Annotated in this window: 18 protein-coding genes; 5 read left to right on the top strand and 13 right to left on the bottom strand. The window is 73.3% G+C overall.

The window, feature by feature from the left end; all coding sequences use genetic code 11:
• Positions 1 to 20: 20 nt before the first annotated feature.
• Positions 21 to 2,105, bottom strand: coding sequence for a transglycosylase domain-containing protein (locus AB0E96_RS06370; protein ID WP_359819257.1), 2,085 nt, complete (start codon positions 2,103 to 2,105; stop codon positions 21 to 23).
• A gap of 412 nt (positions 2,106 to 2,517) precedes the next feature.
• Here AB0E96_RS06370 and AB0E96_RS06375 point away from each other — a divergent pair, with 412 nt between their 5' ends.
• Positions 2,518 to 3,624: a hypothetical protein gene (locus tag AB0E96_RS06375; protein ID WP_359819260.1), complete on the top strand. Its 1,107-nt coding sequence runs from the start codon at positions 2,518 to 2,520 to the stop codon at positions 3,622 to 3,624.
• Between the two features lie 164 nt (positions 3,625 to 3,788).
• On the opposite strand, the gene AB0E96_RS06380 is transcribed toward AB0E96_RS06375, so the two are convergent.
• The 4 genes from AB0E96_RS06380 to AB0E96_RS06395 form a co-directional block, all read right to left on the bottom strand.
• A complete protein-coding gene (locus tag AB0E96_RS06380; RefSeq protein ID WP_359819263.1) occupies positions 3,789 to 4,688 on the bottom strand; it encodes a Gfo/Idh/MocA family oxidoreductase in 900 nt (299 codons plus the stop codon).
• A 73-nt stretch (positions 4,689 to 4,761) separates the two neighbouring features.
• The gene (locus tag AB0E96_RS06385) at positions 4,762 to 5,433 is read right to left on the bottom strand and encodes an O-methyltransferase (protein WP_359819266.1); all 672 of its coding nucleotides are present in this window, start codon (positions 5,431 to 5,433) and stop codon (positions 4,762 to 4,764) included.
• Between the two features lie 147 nt (positions 5,434 to 5,580).
• Complete coding sequence (locus tag AB0E96_RS06390) at positions 5,581 to 6,246, bottom strand: DedA family protein (protein WP_359819269.1); 666 nt, start codon at positions 6,244 to 6,246, stop codon at positions 5,581 to 5,583.
• 201 nt (positions 6,247 to 6,447) lie between these two features.
• Positions 6,448 to 7,263 carry a class I SAM-dependent methyltransferase gene (locus AB0E96_RS06395; protein WP_359819272.1) on the bottom strand — a complete coding sequence of 272 codons (816 nt, stop codon included), beginning with the start codon at positions 7,261 to 7,263 and terminating at the stop codon, positions 6,448 to 6,450.
• A gap of 412 nt (positions 7,264 to 7,675) precedes the next feature.
• Between AB0E96_RS06395 and AB0E96_RS06400 the strand changes: the two genes are divergently transcribed.
• Both AB0E96_RS06400 and AB0E96_RS06405 read left to right on the top strand, forming a co-directional pair.
• Positions 7,676 to 8,059, top strand: coding sequence for a hypothetical protein (locus AB0E96_RS06400; protein WP_359819275.1), 384 nt, complete (start codon positions 7,676 to 7,678; stop codon positions 8,057 to 8,059).
• A gap of 156 nt (positions 8,060 to 8,215) precedes the next feature.
• A complete protein-coding gene (locus AB0E96_RS06405; RefSeq protein WP_359819278.1) occupies positions 8,216 to 8,743 on the top strand; it encodes a peptidase inhibitor family I36 protein in 528 nt (175 codons plus the stop codon).
• Positions 8,744 to 9,314: 571 nt separating this feature from the next.
• Here AB0E96_RS06405 and AB0E96_RS06410 read toward each other — a convergent pair.
• From AB0E96_RS06410 to AB0E96_RS06425, 4 genes are all read right to left on the bottom strand, one after another.
• Positions 9,315 to 9,860 (bottom strand): HAD domain-containing protein, encoded by a 546-nt coding sequence (locus AB0E96_RS06410; RefSeq protein ID WP_359819281.1) that lies wholly within the window; start codon positions 9,858 to 9,860, stop codon positions 9,315 to 9,317.
• Positions 9,861 to 9,951: 91 nt separating this feature from the next.
• Positions 9,952 to 10,746 carry a fused MFS/spermidine synthase gene (locus AB0E96_RS06415; RefSeq protein ID WP_359819335.1) on the bottom strand — a complete coding sequence of 265 codons (795 nt, stop codon included), beginning with the start codon at positions 10,744 to 10,746 and terminating at the stop codon, positions 9,952 to 9,954.
• A 173-nt stretch (positions 10,747 to 10,919) separates the two neighbouring features.
• Positions 10,920 to 11,906: an alpha/beta hydrolase gene (locus AB0E96_RS06420; RefSeq protein ID WP_359819284.1), complete on the bottom strand. Its 987-nt coding sequence runs from the start codon at positions 11,904 to 11,906 to the stop codon at positions 10,920 to 10,922.
• A gap of 109 nt (positions 11,907 to 12,015) precedes the next feature.
• Positions 12,016 to 13,845 carry a tetratricopeptide repeat protein gene (locus tag AB0E96_RS06425; RefSeq protein ID WP_359819287.1) on the bottom strand — a complete coding sequence of 610 codons (1,830 nt, stop codon included), beginning with the start codon at positions 13,843 to 13,845 and terminating at the stop codon, positions 12,016 to 12,018.
• Positions 13,846 to 13,941: 96 nt separating this feature from the next.
• On the opposite strand from AB0E96_RS06425, the gene AB0E96_RS06430 reads away from it, so the two are divergent.
• The gene (locus AB0E96_RS06430; protein WP_359819290.1) at positions 13,942 to 15,345 is read left to right on the top strand and encodes a selenium-binding protein SBP56-related protein; all 1,404 of its coding nucleotides are present in this window, start codon (positions 13,942 to 13,944) and stop codon (positions 15,343 to 15,345) included.
• An 82-nt stretch (positions 15,346 to 15,427) separates the two neighbouring features.
• Here AB0E96_RS06430 and AB0E96_RS06435 read toward each other — a convergent pair whose 3' ends face one another.
• From AB0E96_RS06435 to AB0E96_RS06450, 4 genes are all read right to left on the bottom strand, one after another.
• A complete protein-coding gene (locus AB0E96_RS06435; RefSeq protein WP_359819293.1) occupies positions 15,428 to 16,669 on the bottom strand; it encodes a globin domain-containing protein in 1,242 nt (413 codons plus the stop codon).
• 267 nt (positions 16,670 to 16,936) lie between these two features.
• Positions 16,937 to 17,467, bottom strand: coding sequence for a DUF6114 domain-containing protein (locus AB0E96_RS06440; RefSeq protein ID WP_359819296.1), 531 nt, complete (start codon positions 17,465 to 17,467; stop codon positions 16,937 to 16,939).
• A gap of 2 nt (positions 17,468 to 17,469) precedes the next feature.
• Positions 17,470 to 18,126 (bottom strand): DUF6230 family protein, encoded by a 657-nt coding sequence (locus tag AB0E96_RS06445; RefSeq protein WP_359819299.1) that lies wholly within the window; start codon positions 18,124 to 18,126, stop codon positions 17,470 to 17,472.
• A 185-nt stretch (positions 18,127 to 18,311) separates the two neighbouring features.
• Positions 18,312 to 19,040, bottom strand: a complete 729-nt coding sequence (locus tag AB0E96_RS06450) for a TetR/AcrR family transcriptional regulator (protein ID WP_359819302.1) — start codon at positions 19,038 to 19,040, stop codon at positions 18,312 to 18,314.
• Between the two features lie 562 nt (positions 19,041 to 19,602).
• Between AB0E96_RS06450 and AB0E96_RS06455 the strand changes: the two genes are divergently transcribed.
• Positions 19,603 to 20,274, top strand: coding sequence for a Tat pathway signal sequence domain protein (locus tag AB0E96_RS06455; RefSeq protein ID WP_359819305.1), 672 nt, complete (start codon positions 19,603 to 19,605; stop codon positions 20,272 to 20,274).
• Positions 20,275 to 20,449 lie beyond the last annotated feature (175 nt).

The raw sequence follows: 20,449 nt of genomic DNA on the forward strand, positions 1-20,449 counted from the left end.
ATCAACCTCAGCCACCGGCCCTACGCACCGAAGCCGCAGCCTCTCCACCCCCTGACGATCGGGCCCGCCGCCCCGCAGCCGCGTTCTGCGCTCTCTCCGACCGCCGCGGGGGCCGCCTTCCCCGGTCCCCGCGGCCGCCGCCCCGGCGACCGGGCGGTCTGCGTCTTCATGTAGGCGGTCCAGATGCGGGAGGGGAGGGTGGCGTCGGAGGTGTCGGGGGCGGCGCCGGCGAGGCCTTCGAGGGAGAGGAGCTTCATGTCCTTCAGGTCCGCGCGGAAGACGGTGACCGCCGTCGACAGCTGCTCGTTGTAGCCGACGAACCATCCTGCCGTACGGTCCGCGGTGGTGCCGGGCTTGGCGGCCAGGTCGGGGCCGGCCTCGGCCGCCGGTTTGGCGGCGCCGTCGCGGACGGAGCCCTTGAGGGCCGCGTCGACCTCGGCGGCGACGGCCGGGGCGAGTGCCTGGGTGGCGGCCGGCAGGCGCAGCGGGAGCTCGACGCCGTTGCGGGAGATCCTGAGCACCGAGTAGGGGTCGGTGTGGCTGCCGCCGGCCGCGAAGGCGGCGTAGGCGTCGGCGGTGCGGACCGCGCTGGGGGTGGAGTTGCCGACGCCGAGGGCGGGGACGAGTTCGCCCAGGCTGTTGGGGAGCAGGCCGAGGTCGGTGGCGGTCTTCTGGACCCGGTCGAGGCCGACGTCCATGCCGAGTTGCATCAGCGGCCCGTTGACGGACTGTTCGACCGCGCTCCGCAGCGTGACGGTGCCCCAGTTCCGTTTGCCGTCGTTGGCGGTCTTGACGATCTTCCCGTCCCGCCCCCAGTACGGCCCCTCGGGGGTCATCACGTTCACGCCGTTGTCGCCGTTGTAGGGGGTGGCGGGTGTCACCGGGGTGCGGTTGCCGCCCCGTTGGCGCTGCGTTCCCTGGTCGAGCCCGGCGGCGTACACCACCGGGGTGAAGGCCGAACCGATGGGCACCGTGGTGGTGTTGGCGTTGTTGAAGCCCTGCTTCAGGTAGTCGGGGCCGCCGTAGAGCGCGACGATACGGCCGTCCGGGGCCACCGAGGCGGCGCCGACCTTCAGGAGCCTGTCGGACTCGCGGTTGTCCGGGTCGGTCCCCGCGGTCCCCTCCTTCACGGCGGCGGCCAGGGCCTCGACCCTCGGCTTCTCGAAGGTGGTGCGGATCTGGTGTCCGCCGAGGTCGAACTGGGCCGGGGTGATGCCGCTGTGGCTTTCCACGTAGGCGCGGGCCATGTCCACCAGGTACCCGGTCTGGCCGCTCAGCCCGGCCGACTTCGGCTGCGGCTTGGGCTCGGGGAAGGCGGTGTACCGGGCGCGTTCGGCGGCGGAGAGCTTGCCGACCTCCACCATCCGGTCCAGGATCCAGGACCAGCGCTCCTCGGCCCGCTTCCGGTTCTCCGCGCCGATCGCCGGGTCGTACTGCGAAGCGCCCTTCAACAGGGCGGCCAGGAAGGCTCCTTCGCTGGGGTCGAGTTCGGAGACGTCCTTGCCGTAGTAGGCCGCGGCGGCGCGCTCGATGCCGTAGCTGCCGCGTCCGAACCAGCTGGTGTTCAGGTAGCCGGCCAGGATGTCCTGCTTGGTCATCCGGTCGTCGAGCTTCATCGCGATGACGATCTCGCTGAGCTTGCGGGAGACGTCCTGGCGCTGGTTCAGGTAGATGTTCTTGACGTACTGCTGGGTGATGGTGGAGCCGCCCTGGGTCTCCCCGCCGGTGACCATCGTCACGACGGCGCGCCCGATGCCGGTCACGGAGATGCCCGGGTCGGTGTAGAAGGTCTCGTTCTCGGCGGCCAGCACTGCCCACCGCACCGGTTCCGGAACCTGGCCGAGCGGCACCTCCTGCCGGTTGGTCGGGCCGATCCGCGCCATCTCGGTGCCGTCCGCCCAGTAGTAGACGTTGTTCTGCTGGGTGGCGAAGGAGTTCAGGTCCTCCGGTACGGCGGTGGTGACGTAGAACCAGGTCAGCCAGCCCGTCAGCGTCGCCGCACCCGTCCCGGCCACCAGCAGCAGCTGCCGCCAGGACGGGAGCCAGCGGCGGACCCCGCGCCGGCCGCGGCGCGGGTAGTCGATCCGCGGGAGCGGGCGCCGCACCCGCGTCGGCCGTGCCCCGCGTAAGGGCCCGCGGCGCGGCGCGAACCGCCACCGCCGGCGCCCGGGGTTCTCCTCCTCGGCCGCGCCGTCTCGCTGAGCACGCACAGTCCGGTCTCCGATTCGCTCGTGGGACTGACCCTTCGCATACATAGACGCGGTGAGAACATCGGTACGTAGGCCTGGCTTCGGTGTGACCATGGTCATACTCGACGCGGCCGGGCCCGGCGGCGACGGGGCACGGACGGGCGGCGCCCGGGCCCGGACGGGCGGTGGGTGAAGGGACGGACGGCGGAGCAGCGGGCGGGGGCTGGGCAGCCGACGGGGCGGCGAACCCGGGACGGACGGCCCGCGGCCGGGCGACCCGCGACGGAACCGGTCCGCGGCAGCCCCGACCTGCCGCCAGAATGGCGCCATGAGGATGATCCAGACCGCGCTCGGCGCCCTGCTGCTCCTACTGGTCGTCGGCAGCATCCTGCGCACGCTGGTCGTTCCGCGCGGCCTCTACTCGGCGCTGGTGATGCGACTCTGGCGGGTGCTGCGCACGCTGCTGCGGCTGTCCGCCGGGCCGTCCCGCGGCTACCACGCGCAGGACCGGGTGCTCACCTGGCTGGCACCGCTGGTGCTGCTGGGCATGCTCGGCGTCTGGCTGGGCTGCATGCTGGTCGCCTACACCCTGCTGCTGCACGGCACCTCCGAGCTCAGCTGGTCGGTGTCCGTGCGCGAGGCCGGGTCCAGCCTGTTCACCCTCGGCTTCGCCAGCGGCGAGCGGCTCCAGCTCTCCGCCATCGACTTCCTGGCGGCCGCCAGCGGGCCGCTGGTCATCGCCCTCCAGATCTCCTACCTGCCGACCCTCTACGCCGCCTACCAGCGCCGCGAGACCGAGGTGACGCTGCTGCAGTCCCGGGCCGGCGAGCCCGCCTGGGGCCCCGAACTGCTGGCCCGCCAGTCCCTGGTGGACACCGAGACCGCACTCCCCCAGCTCTACCGGGACTGGGAGCGGCTGGCCGCCGACATCGGCGAGAGCCACTCCAACTACCCGGTGCTGCTCGCCTTCCGCTCCCCCCAGCCCAACCGCAGCTGGGTGGTCGGGCTGATCGCCGTGATGGACGCCGCCGCCCTGCACCTGGCGCTGTGCCCGCGCTCGGCCCCGCCCGAGGCCCGGCTGGTGCTCCGGGCCGGCTTCACCGCCATGCGTGACATCGCGCGCTCGCTGCGGTTCGACTTCGACGCGGACCCGGACCCGGACGTCCCGATCCGGCTGACCTACGCCGAGTTCCTGGGCGCCGTCGCGATGATCACCGCGGCGGGCTTCCCGCGCGAGCGCCCGGTCGAGGAGGCCTGGGCGCACTTCCACGGCTGGCGGGTCAACTACGAGGCCCTGGCGTACGAACTGGCCCGCCGCAGCGACGCCGTCCCGGCCCTGTGGACCGGCCCGCGCGACTTCCGCGCCCCGGTCGTCCCGCCGGCCCGCCCCACCGACCGCCGCCCGTCCTCGGTCCCGCCGCTGCCGCCGGTCTGAGACGCGGGAGAGGAGCGGGAGAGGCGCGGGAGGGACTGGAAGCACGGGAAAGGCGCGGGAGGGACGGGAGACGCGGGGAACACCGGAAGCGCGGCAGGGCCCGGTGCGGAGGAAGATCCGCACCGGGCCCTGCCGCAGCCGCCGCCGTCAGCGGCGGCTCCCGCTCAGACGTCCACCGGCCCGCCGGTCGCCAGCGAGCGCTCCGCGCCGACCAGGATCTCCACCACCCGCAGGCCGAAGTCCACCCCGCAGGGGTGCGGCTCACCGGAGGCGGCCGAGGCCTGCAGGGCGTCCAGGGCCCGGTGCAGCGCGGCGGCCGGTCCCTCGCCGCGCGGAGGCAGCTGCACCACGCCGTGCTCGCCGCGCAGCTCCATGCCCGTCCCGCCCGCCGCGAGCGGCGCGGTCAGGCTGAGCGCGAGCGTGCTGGAGGCGCCGCCGGCGTGCCGGACCACCAGGTGGACGGTGTCCAGCGGGCCGGCTTCCGCCGTCACCCGGGTCGCGTCGCCCAGCACCGGCAGCAGCACGGACAGCGCGTGCGGACCGACGTCCCACAGCGCGCCCTTCTCCACCCGCCAGGGCGAGGCCGCGTACGGGCTGGTGCTGCCGGGGGCGAACACCGAGCCGAGCCAGTCCGAGCGGCCGGTGAACCAGCCGCCGAGCTCCGACTGCCGCTCGATCCACGGCATCTGCTCGCCGCCGAAGCGCACGGTGAAGAAGACCACCGAGGCGACCTTGTGCTCGCGCACCGCCTCGGCCACGGCCTCGGCATCCGGCACGGTCAGCGCGACCGGCTTGTCCAGCAGCAGGTGGCAGCCGGCCTCGGCGGCCCGCACCGCGAGGCCCGCCTGCACGGTCGGCGGCAGCGCGATGGAGACCGCGTCCACCTCGGCCAGCAGCCGGTCGAGGTCGGCGTACCCGGGCACGCCGTGCGCGGCGCCGAGCGCCTCGGCCGCCTCCGGTCGGCGGCCCCAGACGCCGGTGAACTCGAGCCCGGGGTGCTCGGCCAGGACGGGCGCGTGCACCCGTTCCGCCCAGGGGCCGGTTCCCAGCAGTCCGATCCGCACGATGTCTCCGTTCTCCGATGACGATTGAATGGCAGGTGAGGGGGGTGGAAGCGAGAGGGGTGGGCTCGCGCGGTCAGCCCTGGACGCGGGCCAGGGTGAAGCCGTCGTAGCCCTTGCTGCCGACGGTCTGCACCGAGGTGGCGGTGACCTTCGGCTCGGCCGCGATCAGGTCGTGCAGCGCCCGGGTGCCGACCACCGCCGGATCGGTGCTGTCCGCGTCGGCGACCGCGCCGCCGCGCACCACGTTGTCGACGATGATCAGCGAGCCGGGCCGGGTCAGCTGGAGCGCCCGGCGGAAGTACTCCGGGTTGCTCGGCTTGTCGGCGTCGATGAAGACGAGGTCGAAGGGCTCCACGCCCTGCTCCACCAGCTCGGCCAGCGAGTCGGCGGCGCGGCCCACCCGTACCTCGGCGACTCCGGCCAGCCCGGCGGCGGCCAGGTTGCCCCGGGCGACCTCGGCGTGCCGGGGGTCCAGCTCCAGGGTGAGCAGGGTGCCGTCCGCGGGCAGCGCCCGGGCCAGCCAGATCGCGCTGTAGCCGCCGAGCGTGCCGACCTCCAGGATCCGCTTCGCGCCCTGGGTCAGCGCCAGCAGGTGCAGCAGCTTGCCCTGGGTGGGGGCCACCGCGATCTCCGGCAGCCCGGCCGCCGCGGCGGCGGCCGTGGCACCCTCCAGCGCGGGGTCGTGGCCCACCAGCCGCTCGGAGAAGTACGCGTCGACGGCGTCCCACGTCGGCTGCGAAGACATCGGGCCCTCCAGAGTGCAAGATCGGCGGATACCCGGCCGATGCTACTCCGAGGGCCCGAGGGCACCACGAGGGCGGTGGACGACCGGCCGAGGGGGCCGGCCGGGAGGGGCGGTGGACGACCGGCCGGAGGGGCCGGCCGGAGGGCGTCAGTCGGCGACCGGCTCCTTGGCCGCGGCGGCGGCCTTGGCCGCTTCCTCCGCCTCGATCTTGGCGTGCGTCTTGGCGGCCCGGCGCTTCATGATCCAGGCCGAGAGCAGACCGATCACCAGGGCCGCGCCCAGGCCCGCCCAGGAGAACCGGGCCAGCCACGGCTCGATGGCCTTGCCGACCTTGAAGACCAGCAGCGTGGTGCCGCCGGCCCAGACGATGCCGCCCAGCACGTTGGCGATCAGGAACTTCCAGTACGGCATCTTCAGCGCGCCCGCGAGCGGGCCGGCGAAGATGCGCAGCAGGGCGATGAAGCGGCCGAAGAAGACCGCCCACATGCCCCACTTCTGGAACGAGCGCTCGGCGGTGGCCAGGTGCGAGGGCCCGAAGTGCTTGGGGAACTTGCGTCCCAGCTTCTCGAACAGCGGCTTGCCGCCCTTGCGCCCGATCGAGTAGCCGATCGAGTCACCGATGATCGCGCCGGCGATCGCGCAGATCGCGACGCCCCACGGGCTCACCACACCCTTGACGGCCATCAGGGACGCCGTCACCAGGGCGATCTCGCCGGGCAGGGGAATGCCCAGCGACTCGAACCCGATGATCAGACCGATCACGGCGTACACCGCCGTCGGTGGAATCCCCTCGATCCAGGCGTCGATGTGCAAGGCCAGTCCCTCCGTGGCAGGACGGGACCGGCCGCGCTCCCCCTGGAGCCGCGTGCCCGTCCCGGCAGTTCGTCCGATGGCGGCACGCCGGCCGCTCCCCCGGAGCGAGCCTAACGTGCCGGGCGGCCTGTCCCCCCGGCCGATCACCCGTGGTTACGACGTACGCCCCCACACCATGGTTCCAGGTCCTCCGGCGTTTCTTCAAGATTCGGCAAAACGCAGTGCGACCACGGACGGGCGCTGCTTGATCCAGCGCGCGACCGGCAGCACAGCGCTCACCGGCCAGCGCGCGCCCTCCGGGTAGACCTCGCGCACGTCGGTGACCCTCGGGTGCGCGGTGACCAGCCCCCCGCGCTCGTCCGCGTCCATCCCGAACGGCATCGGCGGCGCCTGGAAGTGCCGGTCCCGGAGCTTGCCCTCGACGGCCCGCCGGCTGAACCAGCGCGGCACCGCGTCCAGCACCAGCGCCCCGCCGGGGAACCGCTCGGCGCAGGCCGCGATCAGGGCCCGGACCTCCGGCGGGCGCAGGTACATCAGCAGCCCCGCGGCGCTGATCAGCACCCCGTTCGCCGGGTCCACCTCGTCCATCCAGGCCTGGTCGGTGGCCGAACGGGCCACGATCCGGTGCCGCTCGTCCGGCGGCAGCAGCCGACCGCGCAGGGCCGCGGTCTCCGGCAGGTCCACCGACAGCCAGCTCGCCCGCCCGTTGTCGACCCGCCAGGCCTGGGTTTCCAGGCCGTCCCCGAGCCCGACCACGGTGCCGCGCGGACAGCGGGTCAGGAAGTCGGCGGTCTCGCGGTCGAAGCAGGCCGCCCGCAGCGCCTGGAGCTGGCTCACCAGGGCGTTCTCCCCGAACCGTGCCGCGAACGGGTAGTCGATCCGCTCCACCAGCTCGACCGCCTTGGGGTCCGGCAGCACGGTGTCCGGCCGCCGCGCCTCCACGGCCCGGTGCCACAGCGTCCACAGCGCCGTCTCCGGCACCGGCGCCAGCTCCGGCCGTTCCCCGTCGCCACTCATCGTTCGCTCCTTCGGACGTGGTCCCGTCGCGCGCCCAGCCCGTTCCCGTCATGGGCATGAACCCGCCGATTCTGACACCCCGCCCGGATGTCCCCATCCGCCGACGCGCCGACCGGCGCGAGGGGGCGCGCAGAGGACGACACGCGCCGGGCGGGCCCGTCCCGCTCCCCGCTCCCCGCTCCCCGCTCCCCGCTCCAGCGGGCCTGACGCCCACCACCGGCACGACCGGCGGGGACGGTTCGGTGCCGACCGGGCACCGGACCGGCGGCGCACGCGACTTGCCCGGGAACCGGCCCCGGTGACAGCCTCCGTTCCCGTACACGTCATGACGGCCGATACACGTCATGACGGCCGAGGCCGATCCGGATGCCCGCGGCCGCGAGCCCGGCGGGACGGGAGGAGTGACATCCGCATGGCAGAACCGCACCCCGGGTCGACGGCCGCCGCACCGGCCGACGTGGCGCGCGCCCGGGCCGAACTCGAACCGGGGCTCCCGGCGCCGCTGGCGGCCCTGTGGAAGGTGACGGACGGTCTGATGACCGACGCCGGCGTCACCGTGTACCCGGCCGGGTGCATCGGCGAGCGCAACGCCACCTACGACGTCGCGCAGTACGCACCGGGCTTCGTCCTCATCGGCGACGACAGCGGCGGCCGCGGGTTCCTCCTGCGCGCCGGCGACCCGCGCTCCGCCGTGTACTCCTCGGACCTGGGCGACCTGGGCCCCGAGGGCTTCGACGTCGAGTCCGCGGACTTCGCGTCCTGGATCGCGTCACTCCGTCCCGACCCCTCCCCCTGACGAGCGGCCGGAACGTACCCGCGGCCGATGCGCGCTCCCCCGGGCCCGGCCCGGGCTGTCCATGCCGGCTCACAACGGATACAGACCCAGGCAAACTCGCCCGCGGAGCAATTTGGCTACGAACGAATCTGGTCGAGCGAGTGGCCGCCTGTTCGAGTGAAGGTGGTCGATCCACGCGAAAATCAGCATATTTCCAGGGTATTTCTTCCGGTCAGCAAGGTCACGCATACGGAGAGCGAGGCAAAGGCCGACCTCCCGGCCTTGCGTCAACCGAAGGAAAGGACCGACTCCATGCGAAGACTCGCAGGATTCTGCGCCACACTGGGGCTCGTTGCGGCCGGGCTGATGACCTCTGTGCCCGCCGCCCAGGCGTCCACCGCACCCCCGGAGGAAGGCCCCTCGGTCACCGCCTACGGGGACTGCCCCGCCAACTGGTTCTGCGTCTGGACCGGCACCGGCGGCACCAGCACCATGGCCCGCTTCCAGGCGGGCGACGCCAACCTCGCCAACCTCGGCATGAACAACAACATCTCCTCGGTCTGGAACCGGACGGGAGCTTTGTGGTGCCTTTATGACGGCACGAATTACCAGGGGGACGGACTGACAGTTCCGGCGGGCTGGTACGGCAATCTCAGCCCCTATGGTTTCGACAACAAAGCCAGCTCCCTGAGGAAATGTCCCTGACCCGGTCGAGGCCACGGAACAGAATTCCCCGCACGAACAGGACGAATGACCGACCCGGATCGCGCGCGGCGCTAGTCGCATTCAGAGGGCGCTGAGGAGAACGGGGTGACTCGAAGGGCGCTTCCGCCGGGGCGCCCTTCGAGTCGGGCATCAGGTGCGGCGCCGAAGGACGGCTACCGGTACACCTGCCACGGCGGCGGCCCCGGCCACCCCGGCCACGGTGCGGGCGGCGGAGGCACCGGGGGCGGCGGAGGATCCGGGGGCCGGTAGACGGGCCGGTCGGAGTGACCCGGATCATCTGATCGATCATGGCCGGTCGGCACGGGCACGTGGAGGATGAGGGCAGTGACGATCACCGTGAACAGAATGAGCAAGAACGTGAACGGCACTCGGAACCTGCTCCACACAGCCCCACTCCCACGCAGAGGGCGATCGGCGGCCGCCTTCATGATGCCCTCGCGCACGAGCGTTCATCCCTCCTTTCAACTCGCTTCACCCTCAGGCGAGTTGTCGCATACGAAGGTCTCACCCGCGACGCATGCGACCGCTGGCACCAGGCGGTCGCGCGCCGTCACGCCAGCGCGCGGGACCAGGCGGTCAGGCGGGCGAAGTCGTCCGCGGTCAGGCCGGTCCCCGGGTCGACGTGGTGGAGCAGGGCCGGGCCCCGGTGGTGGGATTCGACCCAGGCGCGGTCCGCGTCCGTGATCAGGTCGTCGACCCAGGCGAACGGGCGGCCGCGCGCCCAGGCGACGATCTCCGGGGTCTTCCAGAACACCCCGTCCTCCGGGTCGGGCCGCGGCTCGGACCAGGTGATGTGCGGCAGGGCCGGCAGCCCCAGCAGGGGTGCGATGAAGGCGTCCGCCTCCTCCTGCCAGGTCGTCGCCCAGACCAGGTCGAAGGGCAGCGCGGCGAGGGCCGGGCCGTGGGCCGGGTTGAGCCAGACGCGCAGGGGCTTCGGTGCCTTGTGGGGCAGGCCCCAGGCGGTGAGGCGGTGGCGCTCGGCGGCCTGCCAGCGCGGCGTCATCAGCCGGTGGGTCTCGTAGCCGTCGGGCCGCCGGTACGGTTTCGCCGCGCACGGGTTCAGCGGCCCGTCGACGTCCAGCAGCAGAGGCCGCACCCGTCCCACCTCCCCGGTCGTCCCCGCACGCTAGCGGCGGTGCGCGGGGAGGGACCAGCGGATTTCCGCGGCCGGGCCGACGGGCGCGGTGTCAGCCGATGCTGAAGGCGCCGTCCGGCGGGGGCGGGGAGTCGGTGGCCTCGGCGTCGGTGACCGGGGCGGTGCGGCCGACGAGCTCCGCCAGGTCGTCGCCCTCGGTGAGCCGGGCCGGGAAGATGTCGCCCGCGAGCAGTCTGGTCAGCTCGGCCACCGGCAGCGGCGCCGTCGAGCCGACCAGCAGGATGTTGCCGTACCGGCGGCCGCGCAGCACCGGTGCCTCCGCCACCAGGCAGACGTGCGGGAACACCGCCCGCACCGTCGCCGCCTGTGCCTTGGCGAAGGCCAGCGGCGGGCCGTCCGCCAGGTTCGCCGCGTAGCAGCCGCCGGGGCGCAGCGCGGCCGCCGCCAGCCGCAGGAACTCCACCGAGGTGAGGTGGGCGGGGGTGCGCGAGCCGTGGAAGACGTCGGCGATCACCAGGTCCTGGGAGCCGGCCGGGGTGTCGGCGAGGGCGGTCCGGGCGTCGCCGACGGTCGCGGTGATGTCCGCGCCGGGGCCCTGCCAGGGCAGCTGTTCGGCGACCAGTTCCAGCAGCGGCCCGTCCACCTCGACCACCCGCTGCCGCGAGCCGGGCCGGGTGGCGGCCAGGTAGCGGGGCAGGGTGAGCGCGCCGCCGCCGAGGTGCAGCGCGTCCAGCGGCTGCCCGGCGGGGGCGAGCGCGTCGGCGAGGTGGCCGAGGCGCCGGGTGTACTCGAACTCCAGGTGGGTCGGGTCGGCGAGGTCGACGTACGACTGCGGGGTGCCGTCCAGGGTGAGCAGCCAGCCGCCGTCCCGGTCGAGGTCGGGCATCAGCTTGGCGAAGCCCAGGTCGGTCGACCGCCCGACCGGCAGCGGCTCGTCCGGGTCATCCGGGTCATCCGGGTCATCCGGATCGTCGTGCTCGTCGTACTTGTCGTACTCGTCATGTGCCTTGGCCCCGTCGTGCGCCTCGGCCCCGTCGGGGAGGGCATCCCGCTCGGAGGTCACGCGTGCTCCCCGGCGGGGCGCGCGTCGACGGCCTCGACGTCGAGGTAGGCCGCGAGCCAGCGGTCCAGCTCGGCGAACACCTCGGCGCGGGCCTCCGCGCCGGACAGCACCAGGTCGTGCATCCCGCCCTTGATCCGCACGACGGTCACGTGCCGGCCCAGCCGCGGCGCCTGCGCGGCGATGTCGTCGGCGCGCAGCACGGCGTCGGCGTGGTGCAGCGCGTTGTGCCACGTGGTGGTGGAGATGGACCGGGTGGAGGCCATCAGCAGCACCGGCACGTCGATTCCCAGGCCGTGCCGCAGCCGCCGGTGGCCCTGGTGGATCGCCGACAGCCACCCCGCGTACAGCGGGAAGCTCTCGGGGCGCTTGAGGGTGAGGTCGAAGTCCCACTCGCCCCGGTGGTCCTTGTGCAGGCTGTGGGTGTAGTGCGGGTTGAGCGCGGACGGCAGGACGCGGGTCGGCGCGAGCCGGCCGAGCGCGGTCACGGCCGGCCCGCCCATGGTCCGTACGGCCGGGGAGGCCGGCATGGACAGGAACGGCGAGTTGAGGAACAGCCCGTCCACCAGCCCGCGCCCGGCGCGGCGGCCGGCCCACAGGGCTCCGATCAGCCCGCCGGTGGAGTGCCCGTTCAGCAGCAGCTGCCGGTGCCCGTCCAGCTCCCGGATGATCCGGACCGCCTCGTCGATCTCCTCGTCGTACTCGGCGAGGTCGCGGACGAAGTTCGGCGACTGGTGCGGGCGCAGGGAGCGGCCGTACTTGCGCAGGTCGAGGGCGTAGAAGGAGAACCCGAGCGCGGTGTAGTGGTCCGCGAGGTTGGTCTGGAAGAAGTAGTCGTTGTACCCGTGGACGTACAGCACGGCCCGCTCCGACCCGGGCACCACCCGGCGGACGAGCGTCGCGCACACGGGGCCCTCGTCGTCGGGCCGCAGCGTCAGCTCGGCGGCCTCGTAGGGGGCACCCAGGATGTCTTCACGGAACTCCATCTGCTCGCCGCACCCGTTCTCTGTTCCGCCTGCCCGTACGGCAGGTGACCGCCTGTTCCACCCCCGACCATACCGGCCGGTAGCCGCGGGGCGCTCGGCGGTGGGGGTGTCACCGGCCGGTCCGCTCGTGGGCGTGTGCCGGTGGCGCACCCGGGGCCGGGTGGATGCGGGAGGCGCGGTCCAGTGCCCGGGCCGCCTCGTCGTCGCGGCCCAGTGCCCGGAGCGCCGCTCCGGTGCTCTTCCAGGCCTCGGCCTCGCAGTACCGGTCCTCGTGGTCCCGGCAGATCGCACGGACGTGTTCGAGGGGTTCGAGGGCCTCCTCGGGGCGGCCGACCGTCCTGAGCACCTCGCCCAGGTTGAACAGGGCGACCAGCCGACCCGACGAACCGGACGAGCCCGACGGGCCGGAACGGCCGGCCGCGACGGCGAGGGCCCGCCGGTGGGCTTCGACCGATTCCTCGGCGCGCCCCGCGAGGCGCAGCGAGATCCCGTAGTCGTTCCAGGCGCTCGCCTCGTCGGACGCGTCGGCCCCGGAGCCGGCGGAACCCACGGCCCGCAGGGCGGCCTCCGAGATGGCGATCGCCATCTCGGCGCTGCCGCTGCGGATCAACCCGGGCATCACGACGGGCGAGAGGCGGAGCACCCCCCGGTGGATGCCGACGAGTGCCATCCCCAGGGTCAGGGCCACCATGTTCGCCCGTTCACGGTCCAACCAGGCCACGGCAGCGGCCGGTTCCGTGAAGACGCCGGCGTCCGGCCGGTCGGGCCTCGACGCGACCCGCCGGTTGGCGGCGTGCGCGGTCGTCACGTAGTACTCCGTGAGCCGGCTCAGCCCGCGCGCGCCGAGTTCGAGGTCCTCCCCCAGTTGTTCCAGGGCGTAGAACCTGACGAGGTCGTGCATGGACCACCGGCCGCCTGCGGGGCTCTGCTCGATCAGTGCCGCGCCCGCCAGTTGGGCGAGCAGGGCCCGGGTCTCCCGGACCCCGCGGTCGACGAGCGCCGCGCCGGCCTCGGTCGACACGTCGTGCCCGACGCAGATCGGGAGGAAGCGGAAGAGCTCGGCCTGCTCGGGGGTGAGGCGGCGGTAGGAACGGTCGATGGTGCGGCGGATCCCGGTCTCGCCGTCGTGCAGGAGGTCCAGGCGGCTGGTGCCGTGGACCAGGTCGTCGGCGAGCTCGACCGGTCGCAGGTGCCGGTCGAGGACGAGCTGGGCGGCGGCGAGCTTCAGGGCGAGCGGCAGGTACCCGCACGACTTCGCGATCCGGTGGCTGCCGCCGGCGTCCGCCGTGACGCGGTCGTCGTCCGGGCGGGCGGTGCGGACGGCCGCGTCGAGGAGGGCTACGGCCGCCTCGGCGTCGAGGACGCCGAGGCGGTGGAGGCGGGCGCCGAGGCTGGGCAGGGTCTCCCGGGAGGTGACCAGCAGGCGGTGCCCGCTGGAAGGGGGTCGCAGGAGGCGGACCTGGTCCGCGGCGGAGGCGTTGTCGGCGATGACGAGGACGGTGCCGCCGTGCCGTTCCAGCCGGTCCCGGTAGAGGGCGGCGCGGGTCTCCGGGTCCGGGGGGATGTGCTCGGCGGGGACGCCGAGGGCGCGGAGCAGGGTTTCCAGGGCCCGGCCCGCCTCCACCGGGGTGTCGTCGTAGCCGCGGAGGTCGACGAAGAGGGCGGCGGAGAAGTGCCCGGCGTCCAGGAGCGTGTGGCCGACGGCGATCGCGAGCGTCGTCTTTCCGCTGCCGCCGAGGCCGGTGACCGTCACCGTCGACGGGCCGTCCGAGGCCAACAGCGCCCGCAGCTCCGCGACGTCCCGGTCGCGCCCGGTGAAGGCGGTGGTGAGCGGTGGCAGTCCGGCGATGGTCGGCGGCCGGGCGGAGAGGGACACGTGTGCGGTGTCCGTCTGGACGACCGGGGCGTGGAAGGCCCCGCCTCGAATGCTGTTGTGCACCCCGCAAGGGTAGCCGTCCGCCCCTCGTGCGCCTGCTGTGCGCCGGTGGTTCTGTGGAACGCTTCCCGGACAGACCAGGCGAGTTGGGGAGTTTGCATGCAGCACGGGCATACCGATCCGTCGCTCTACCGTTCGGCCGCCGAGGCGATCGCGGCTCCGCCGGAGAAGCTGGCGTACGTCGCCGGGTTCGACCGGGCGGGGCGGCGGCCGGACGCGCTGCTCAGCGTCGACACCGATCCGGACTCGGCGAGCTACGGCAAGGTCCTGAACTTCGCCGAACTCCCCACGCTCGGAGACGAGTTGCACCACTTCGGGTGGAACGCCTGCTCCAGCGCGCTGGCCCACGCCTGCCACGAGAACCCGGAGCGGCGCTTCCTGCTGCTGCCCGGGCTGCGCTCCTCCCGGCTGCACGTGCTGGACACCCGGCCGGACCCGGTCCGCCCGCGGCTGGTCAAGACGATCGAGGCGAAGGAACTCGCCGCGAAGGCCGGCTACTCGCGCCCGCACACCCTGCACTGCGGCCCCGACGGCGTGTTCCTCTCCTGCCTGGGCGGCGCCGAGGGCGACGACGGCCCGGGCGGGGTGGCGCTGCTCGACCACACCACCTTCGACGTGCTGCGCGCCTGGGAGACCGAGCGCGGCCCGCAGCACTTCGCCTACGACGTCTGGTGGCACCTGGGCACCAACGTGGGCATCACCAGCGAGTGGGGAACGCCGCGGATGGTCGAGGACGGCGTGGTGCCGGAGCTCCTGCTCGGGCGGAAGTACGGCCACGCGCTGCACTTCTGGGAGCTGGACTCCGGCCGCCACCTCCAGCGGGTGGACCTCGGCGACCAGTACCAGATGGTGCTGGAGCTGCGCCCGGCGCACGACCCGCAGGCGGAGTGGGGCTTCGCCGGGGTCGTCACCAACGTCGAGGACCTGTCCTCCTCGGTCTGGCTCTGGTACCGGGACGGGGCGGCGTTCACCGCGCGCAAGGTGATCGAGATCCCCGCCGAGCCGGCGAAGGCCGATCAACTGCCGCCCGCGCTGCAGCCGTTCGGCGCGGTGCCGCCCCTGGTCACCGACATCAACCTGTCGGTGGACGACCGCTGGCTGTACGTGTCCGCGTGGGGCACCGGCGAGCTGTTCCAGTACGACGTCTCGGACCCGTTCCACCCCCGGCCGACCGGCTCCGTGCGGCTCGGCGGGATCGCCGCCCGCACCCCGCACCCGGCCGAGCCCGACCGCCCGTTGAGCGGGGCGCCGCAGATGGTGGAGCTCAGCCGGGACGGCCGGCGGGTCTACCTCACCAACTCGCTCTACGGCGCCTGGGACGACCAGTTCTACCCGGACGGCATCGAGCCCTGGATGGTCAAGCTGGACGCCGACCCGGTGGCGGGCGGGCTGAGCGTCGACGAGCGCTTCTTCCCGCACGGCACGGACTTCCGGGGCCTGCGCGTCCACCAGACCCACCTGGCGGGCGGCGACGCCTCCTCCGACTCCTACTGCTTCCGCTGACCGGGTACCGGTGCCGCCCGCTCGGGCGGCACCGGAACCGACCGCGTCACCGGCAGCACGGGCACCGCCGGCAGCACGGGTGTCACCCGAAGAGCGCCTGGTCGAACCGCACCTGCGTCGGCGGCATCCCGGCCTCCGCCAGCCGGGTGCGGACCGAGCCGACCATGCCGACCGGCCCGGTGACGCAGGCCAGGTGCTCGCGCCAGTCCCCGGCCGTCGCGACGGCGTCGGCGAGTTCGCCGACGGTGACCGGGGTGACGCTCAGCCACGGCTTGTGCAGGCCGAGGTCGGCCAGTGCCTGCCAGTCGTAGAGGTCGCCGCGGTCCCGGGCGCCCACGAACAGGTGGACCCGGCGGCCGGTCGGCCGGTGGGCGGACTGCTCCTCGACGATCGCCTTCATCGGGGCGAGCCCGGTGCCCCCGGCGACCAGCAGGAGGTCCCGGGCGTCGCCGTCGGGCAGCAGGCTGCCGCGCGGCGGGCCGAGGCGCAGCCGGTCGCCGACGGAGGTGTGTTCGACCAGCGCGGAGCTGACCCCGCCGGGGCCGGTGCGGCGGACGTGGAACTCCAGCTCGTTGTCGGACCGCGGGGCGCAGCCCATCGAGTACTGCCGCCAGGTGTGCGGCAGCGCCGGGTGCTCGACGGTGCCGTACTGCCCGGCGCGGTACGGGTACGGCTCGCCGGTGCGCACCCGCAGCACGGCGAGGTCGGGGCGGCGCCGCTCGTGGCCGGTCACCACGGCGTGCCAGTACGGGGGTTCGGTGAGCGCGGAGTCGGCGCCGGCCACCATCGCGCCGACGGCGAAGCGCAGCATCCGCACCCAGGCGCCCTCCAGCTCCTCGGTCCAGCGCTCGCCGGCCCGGTGCCGGACGGCCGCGCACAGGGACTCCTCGAAGGCCTCGTAGTGCACCGGCCGGACGCCCAGCTTCCGGTGGTCACGGCCGAGCTGGCGGAGCGTCCGCTCCAGTTCGGCCGGCCGGTCGAGGTGGTCGATCAGGTGGTGGAAGATCCGTTCCAGGTGGAGCTGCTGGAACTCCATCGAGGCGGGGAAGAGCGATCGCAGGAACGGGCGGTGGCTGAACATCACCAGGTAGAGGTGGTCGATCAGGTCCGCGAGCGGGGAGATCAGGTCGAGGTCGCGCCTGATCAGGTGCTGGTCGGCGGCGCCGTCGTAGCCGCCGTCCTCGCCGTACGCGCTGCACCCGAGGTCGCCGCCGGCCGAGGTGGAGGGGGCGAGGAGTTGGCGTCGCAGGCGCATCGCGTGATGGCGGGCGATCAGGCGGTCGTACTCGGCGGAGGAGGTGGCGGTGGCGGTGCCAGTGCTCATGCTGCTGCTGTTGTCCATGTCCCGCCCAGTGAACTGCCGGGCGGCCGGACACGAGAAGGGCCGATCGCCCCGGACGGACCCGGGACCAACGACCCCTTGCGGTGGTACGCGCGGACCGGGAGGGTTCTCGGCCACCGCGCGCGGATCCGCGCGGAAAGGGACGGGACCGTCCGCGCGGAACGGGGTGCCGGGAAAGGACGGGACCGCGGCAGAGGCGCCCCGCGCCCCGGTGCTCTCCTACCACCAGGACCCGGGGCACCGCCGTCGTCAGACTCCGGCCCGGCGCGCCTCCCGGCGCTCCAGCCGCCGCTGCCGGCCCTGGCGCAGCGGCTGGTCGGGCAGCCACCCGAAGGTGAGGCAGGACCCGATCACCCCGAGCATCATCCCGATCACGAAGCCGCCCAGGTTCGAGGTGAGCCAGGTGGCCAGCGAGGCCAGCACGGCGATGATGGAGTAGAACAGCCGCTGAGCCGGGTTGAACAGGATCAGCAGGCCGCACAGCAGCATCACCGCCGGGACCAGGTACCCGGCCAGCCCCTGCATCCCGATGTGCAGGATGACGGGCAGCGGGGCCTTCAGGGTGAACAGGATCTCGGCCCCGCCGAGCGTCACCAGCAGCCCGCCCCAGAACGGTCGCCCGCCCCGCCAGTCGCGCTTGGCCGGGCGTGCGGCGGGCTCGGCGACGGGGTCCGTCGCGGCCTGGGCGGGCGCGGCCGCCGTCCCCTGGGCGGCCACCCCCTCGGCCCGTGCCGCGGCGCCCTCGCCGGTTCCGGCCTGCTCCGGTACGGACTCCGCCATGCTCAGCAGCCCGTGGAGCTGAAGCTCAGCCGCAGGTTCGGCAGTTTGAACCCGACGGCGGTGCTCGCGTAGTTGTGCTGGTTCAGGTGGGTCAGCTTGACGGTGTCGGCCTGCTGGCCGAACACGCCGGCTCCGCCCTTGCCGACCGGGCCGGCCTTGGTGAAGGTGCTGGCGTCGCCGCCGATCTCGATGTTGTTGAACTCCGCGTCCCCGGACAGCAGGTCGGAGTCGGTGGTGAGGTCGGTGGCGGAGACGGGGGTGCCGGCATCGCCCGCGTGGATCACCAGGTTGACACCGCCGAGGTCGACGCTCTGGCACAGGTTGGTGATCTCGGCCTTCTTGATCGCCGACACCGCGACCAGCACCTGGCCGCCGGTGGAGCCCGCGTTGGGGCTGTCGGGGATCATCGAGTCCAGCGCTCCGAACTGCGCGAAGCCCTGGCCCTCCAGCTTGTCGGCGGTGATGGTGAACGGCATGCCGGAGATGGAGAACTGGGCGGCGAGCACGCCCTGGGCGGTGAGCGCCATCAGGACACCGCCGGCCGCGACGGCCGGTACGGCCATCAGGGCGGTGCGCTTGATCCGAACCCGGCCTCTTCTCGGCGCGCTCGGCGTCTGCGGGGTGTCGGCCGCGGTGGCGGCGTCCTCGGACATGGCCATGTGTGCTCCCTGTGGATGGAATGGGTGTGCAGGCACTGGCACGTTGTCCTGGCGCGGACAGCGTTCCCCGGCGCGACCGGGCCGTCCGCCCCTCGGCAGCGGGGCGGATCCGGTCGGCGCGCGGTAAGTAACTGGGAAGCTACTGCCCGGTATTGGCCGGGTCAATACACGTGAACGAAGGATCTTCACCAATCCGCGACCCGCTTCGGCCAGTCCCGTACACCCAGCCGTTCGGCCGCTTCCGCCGGTCCGAGGAACGGCGACAGGCAGAACATGCTCAACACCGGCAACAGGTCGAGCAGTTGTTCCGTCCGGCCGGAGTCGATCCGCCGGTAGATCGTGCTGTAGACGCCACCCACCACCGCGTCCACCATCTCCTTCGACTCGACGCCGCCCGGAAGTTGGGGCACATCGGTGAAGAACGTCCGGAACCTGGTGAGCAGTTGGGCCCGCTCCCAGCGGCCGGCCGGGCCGACCGCCTCGATCTCGATCACCGCCATCTTCGCGAACGCCGGTGTACCGGAGAGCAGTTGGAGCATCACGCCGAGCCCCTTGCGGATGCCCCGGCACCAGTCGGTTTCGGCCGCGAAGGCCTCCGCCATCCGCCGGATCACCACACCCGTGCCGTACCGGTGCGCGGCCAGGAAGGCGTCCTCCTTCCCGCTGAACAGCTCGTAGAAGACCGGCCTGGTCACGCCCGCCGCGCGACAGATGTCGCTGATCGTCGCGTGCTGGTAGCCGCGTTCGGCGACGGTCTGCACCAGGCCGTCCAGCAGCCGCTCGCGCTGGGTCGCGGCGACCACGCCGGCGGGCAGCCGGCGCGGGCCCGGCTTGATCGAGCGGGCCGGATCACGGCCGGTCCGGGCACCCGGCAGCAGGACCACGTCGGCTCCGCGGAGGTAGTTTTGGTCCATCACCAACTCCTGTGTCCTGTATTGACATTGACGTAACACCGGGTTTACAACACTGACAGGTTTCCAACCGGTGGGCGAGCAGGCCCTCACCGGCCGGGACCTCCGGGGGCTCCGCCGGGCCCGGGCGAAACGCCCAGGTCACGGGAGCACGGCGGAGGCGGGACCGCGACGGTGGCAGCCGTCGACGTGCCGCCACGGCGCCGCACGTCCCCGACCGAACGCGCGGCACCGCGGTGTTCCACGCCGCTGTCCGTACGCAAGGCCGCACCACCGCACCGCAGTTCCACCGCAAGGCCGCACCGCCGTACGCCCCTCCTTGCGTACGACCGCACCGCCGTACCGTACGGGCGGGCCCGTGGCGCCGGGCCCGCCCGCCCCTCGGCCTGAGCCGAAGCCGTCGAGCCGAAGCCGTCGAGCCGAAGAACCGTCGAGCCGAGGCCACCGGTACGAGCCCTTCCGGTACGAGCCCCAGGCACGCCATGCACCTCCCCCGCCGTGCACACCACCACACCCGCACGCGGGGTTTCCCCCACCCGTCCACCGGACGGAGAGAGGCACCCTCATGCGCATCAGCCGCACCCTCGCCACCGCCGCCCTCGCCTCGCTCGCCCTCACCGGCGCGGCCGTGGCCCCCGCACAGGCCGCCGGCTCGGCAGTCCTGACCACCGGCAGTTCCAGCGGCCCGGCCGTCGCCGTCGGCGACGTGCTGACCGCCAACCTGGTCTCCGGCACCTACGCGACCTTCTACAGCAGCGCCACCGGGACGAGTGGCGTCAAGTGCGCCGCCTCCTCCTTCTCGGCGACCGTCACCGCCAACCCGGCCGCCCCGGGCAGCGCCGTCGAGCGGCTCGACACCCAGACCTTCGGGTCCTGCACCTCCAACGTCGTGGGCGTCACGGGCGTCAAGAGCATCACTGTCACCAACCTGCCGTGGACCAACACGGTCAGCGACGCCCCCGGCAACCCGGTCGCCCTCACCCCCGGCGCCGCCGGCCCGATGGGCACCACCGTGGTGCTCAACACCATCCTGGGCAGCATCAGCTGCAACTACCAGAACAGCACCGGGATCAACGGCACCACCTCGAACACCGGCAACACCATCGGCTTCTCCGGCCAGCCGTTCACCCTGGTCTCCGGCCCGGGCCTGTGCTTCTCGACCGGCTACTTCAGCGCCACCTACGGCCCGGTCGTCGACAGCTCCGTCGCCGGCAGCCCGGTCCTCTTCGTCAACTGACACCCGGGCCCGCGCGGCCCGGCGTGACGACGGACGACAGACGGCGGCGGCGTGCGGCACCCTCACCGGGACCGCACGCCGCCGTGCCGCACCCGCACCCGCACCCGCACCCGCCGCACCAGGCCCGCCTGCCCGCCCCGACGCGGCACGCCGCACTCCCGAGACAGCGAAGTGA

Origin of the sequence: Kitasatospora sp. NPDC036755 (genome assembly GCF_040636595.1) — a bacterium.
Taxonomy (GTDB): domain Bacteria; phylum Actinomycetota; class Actinomycetes; order Streptomycetales; family Streptomycetaceae; genus Kitasatospora.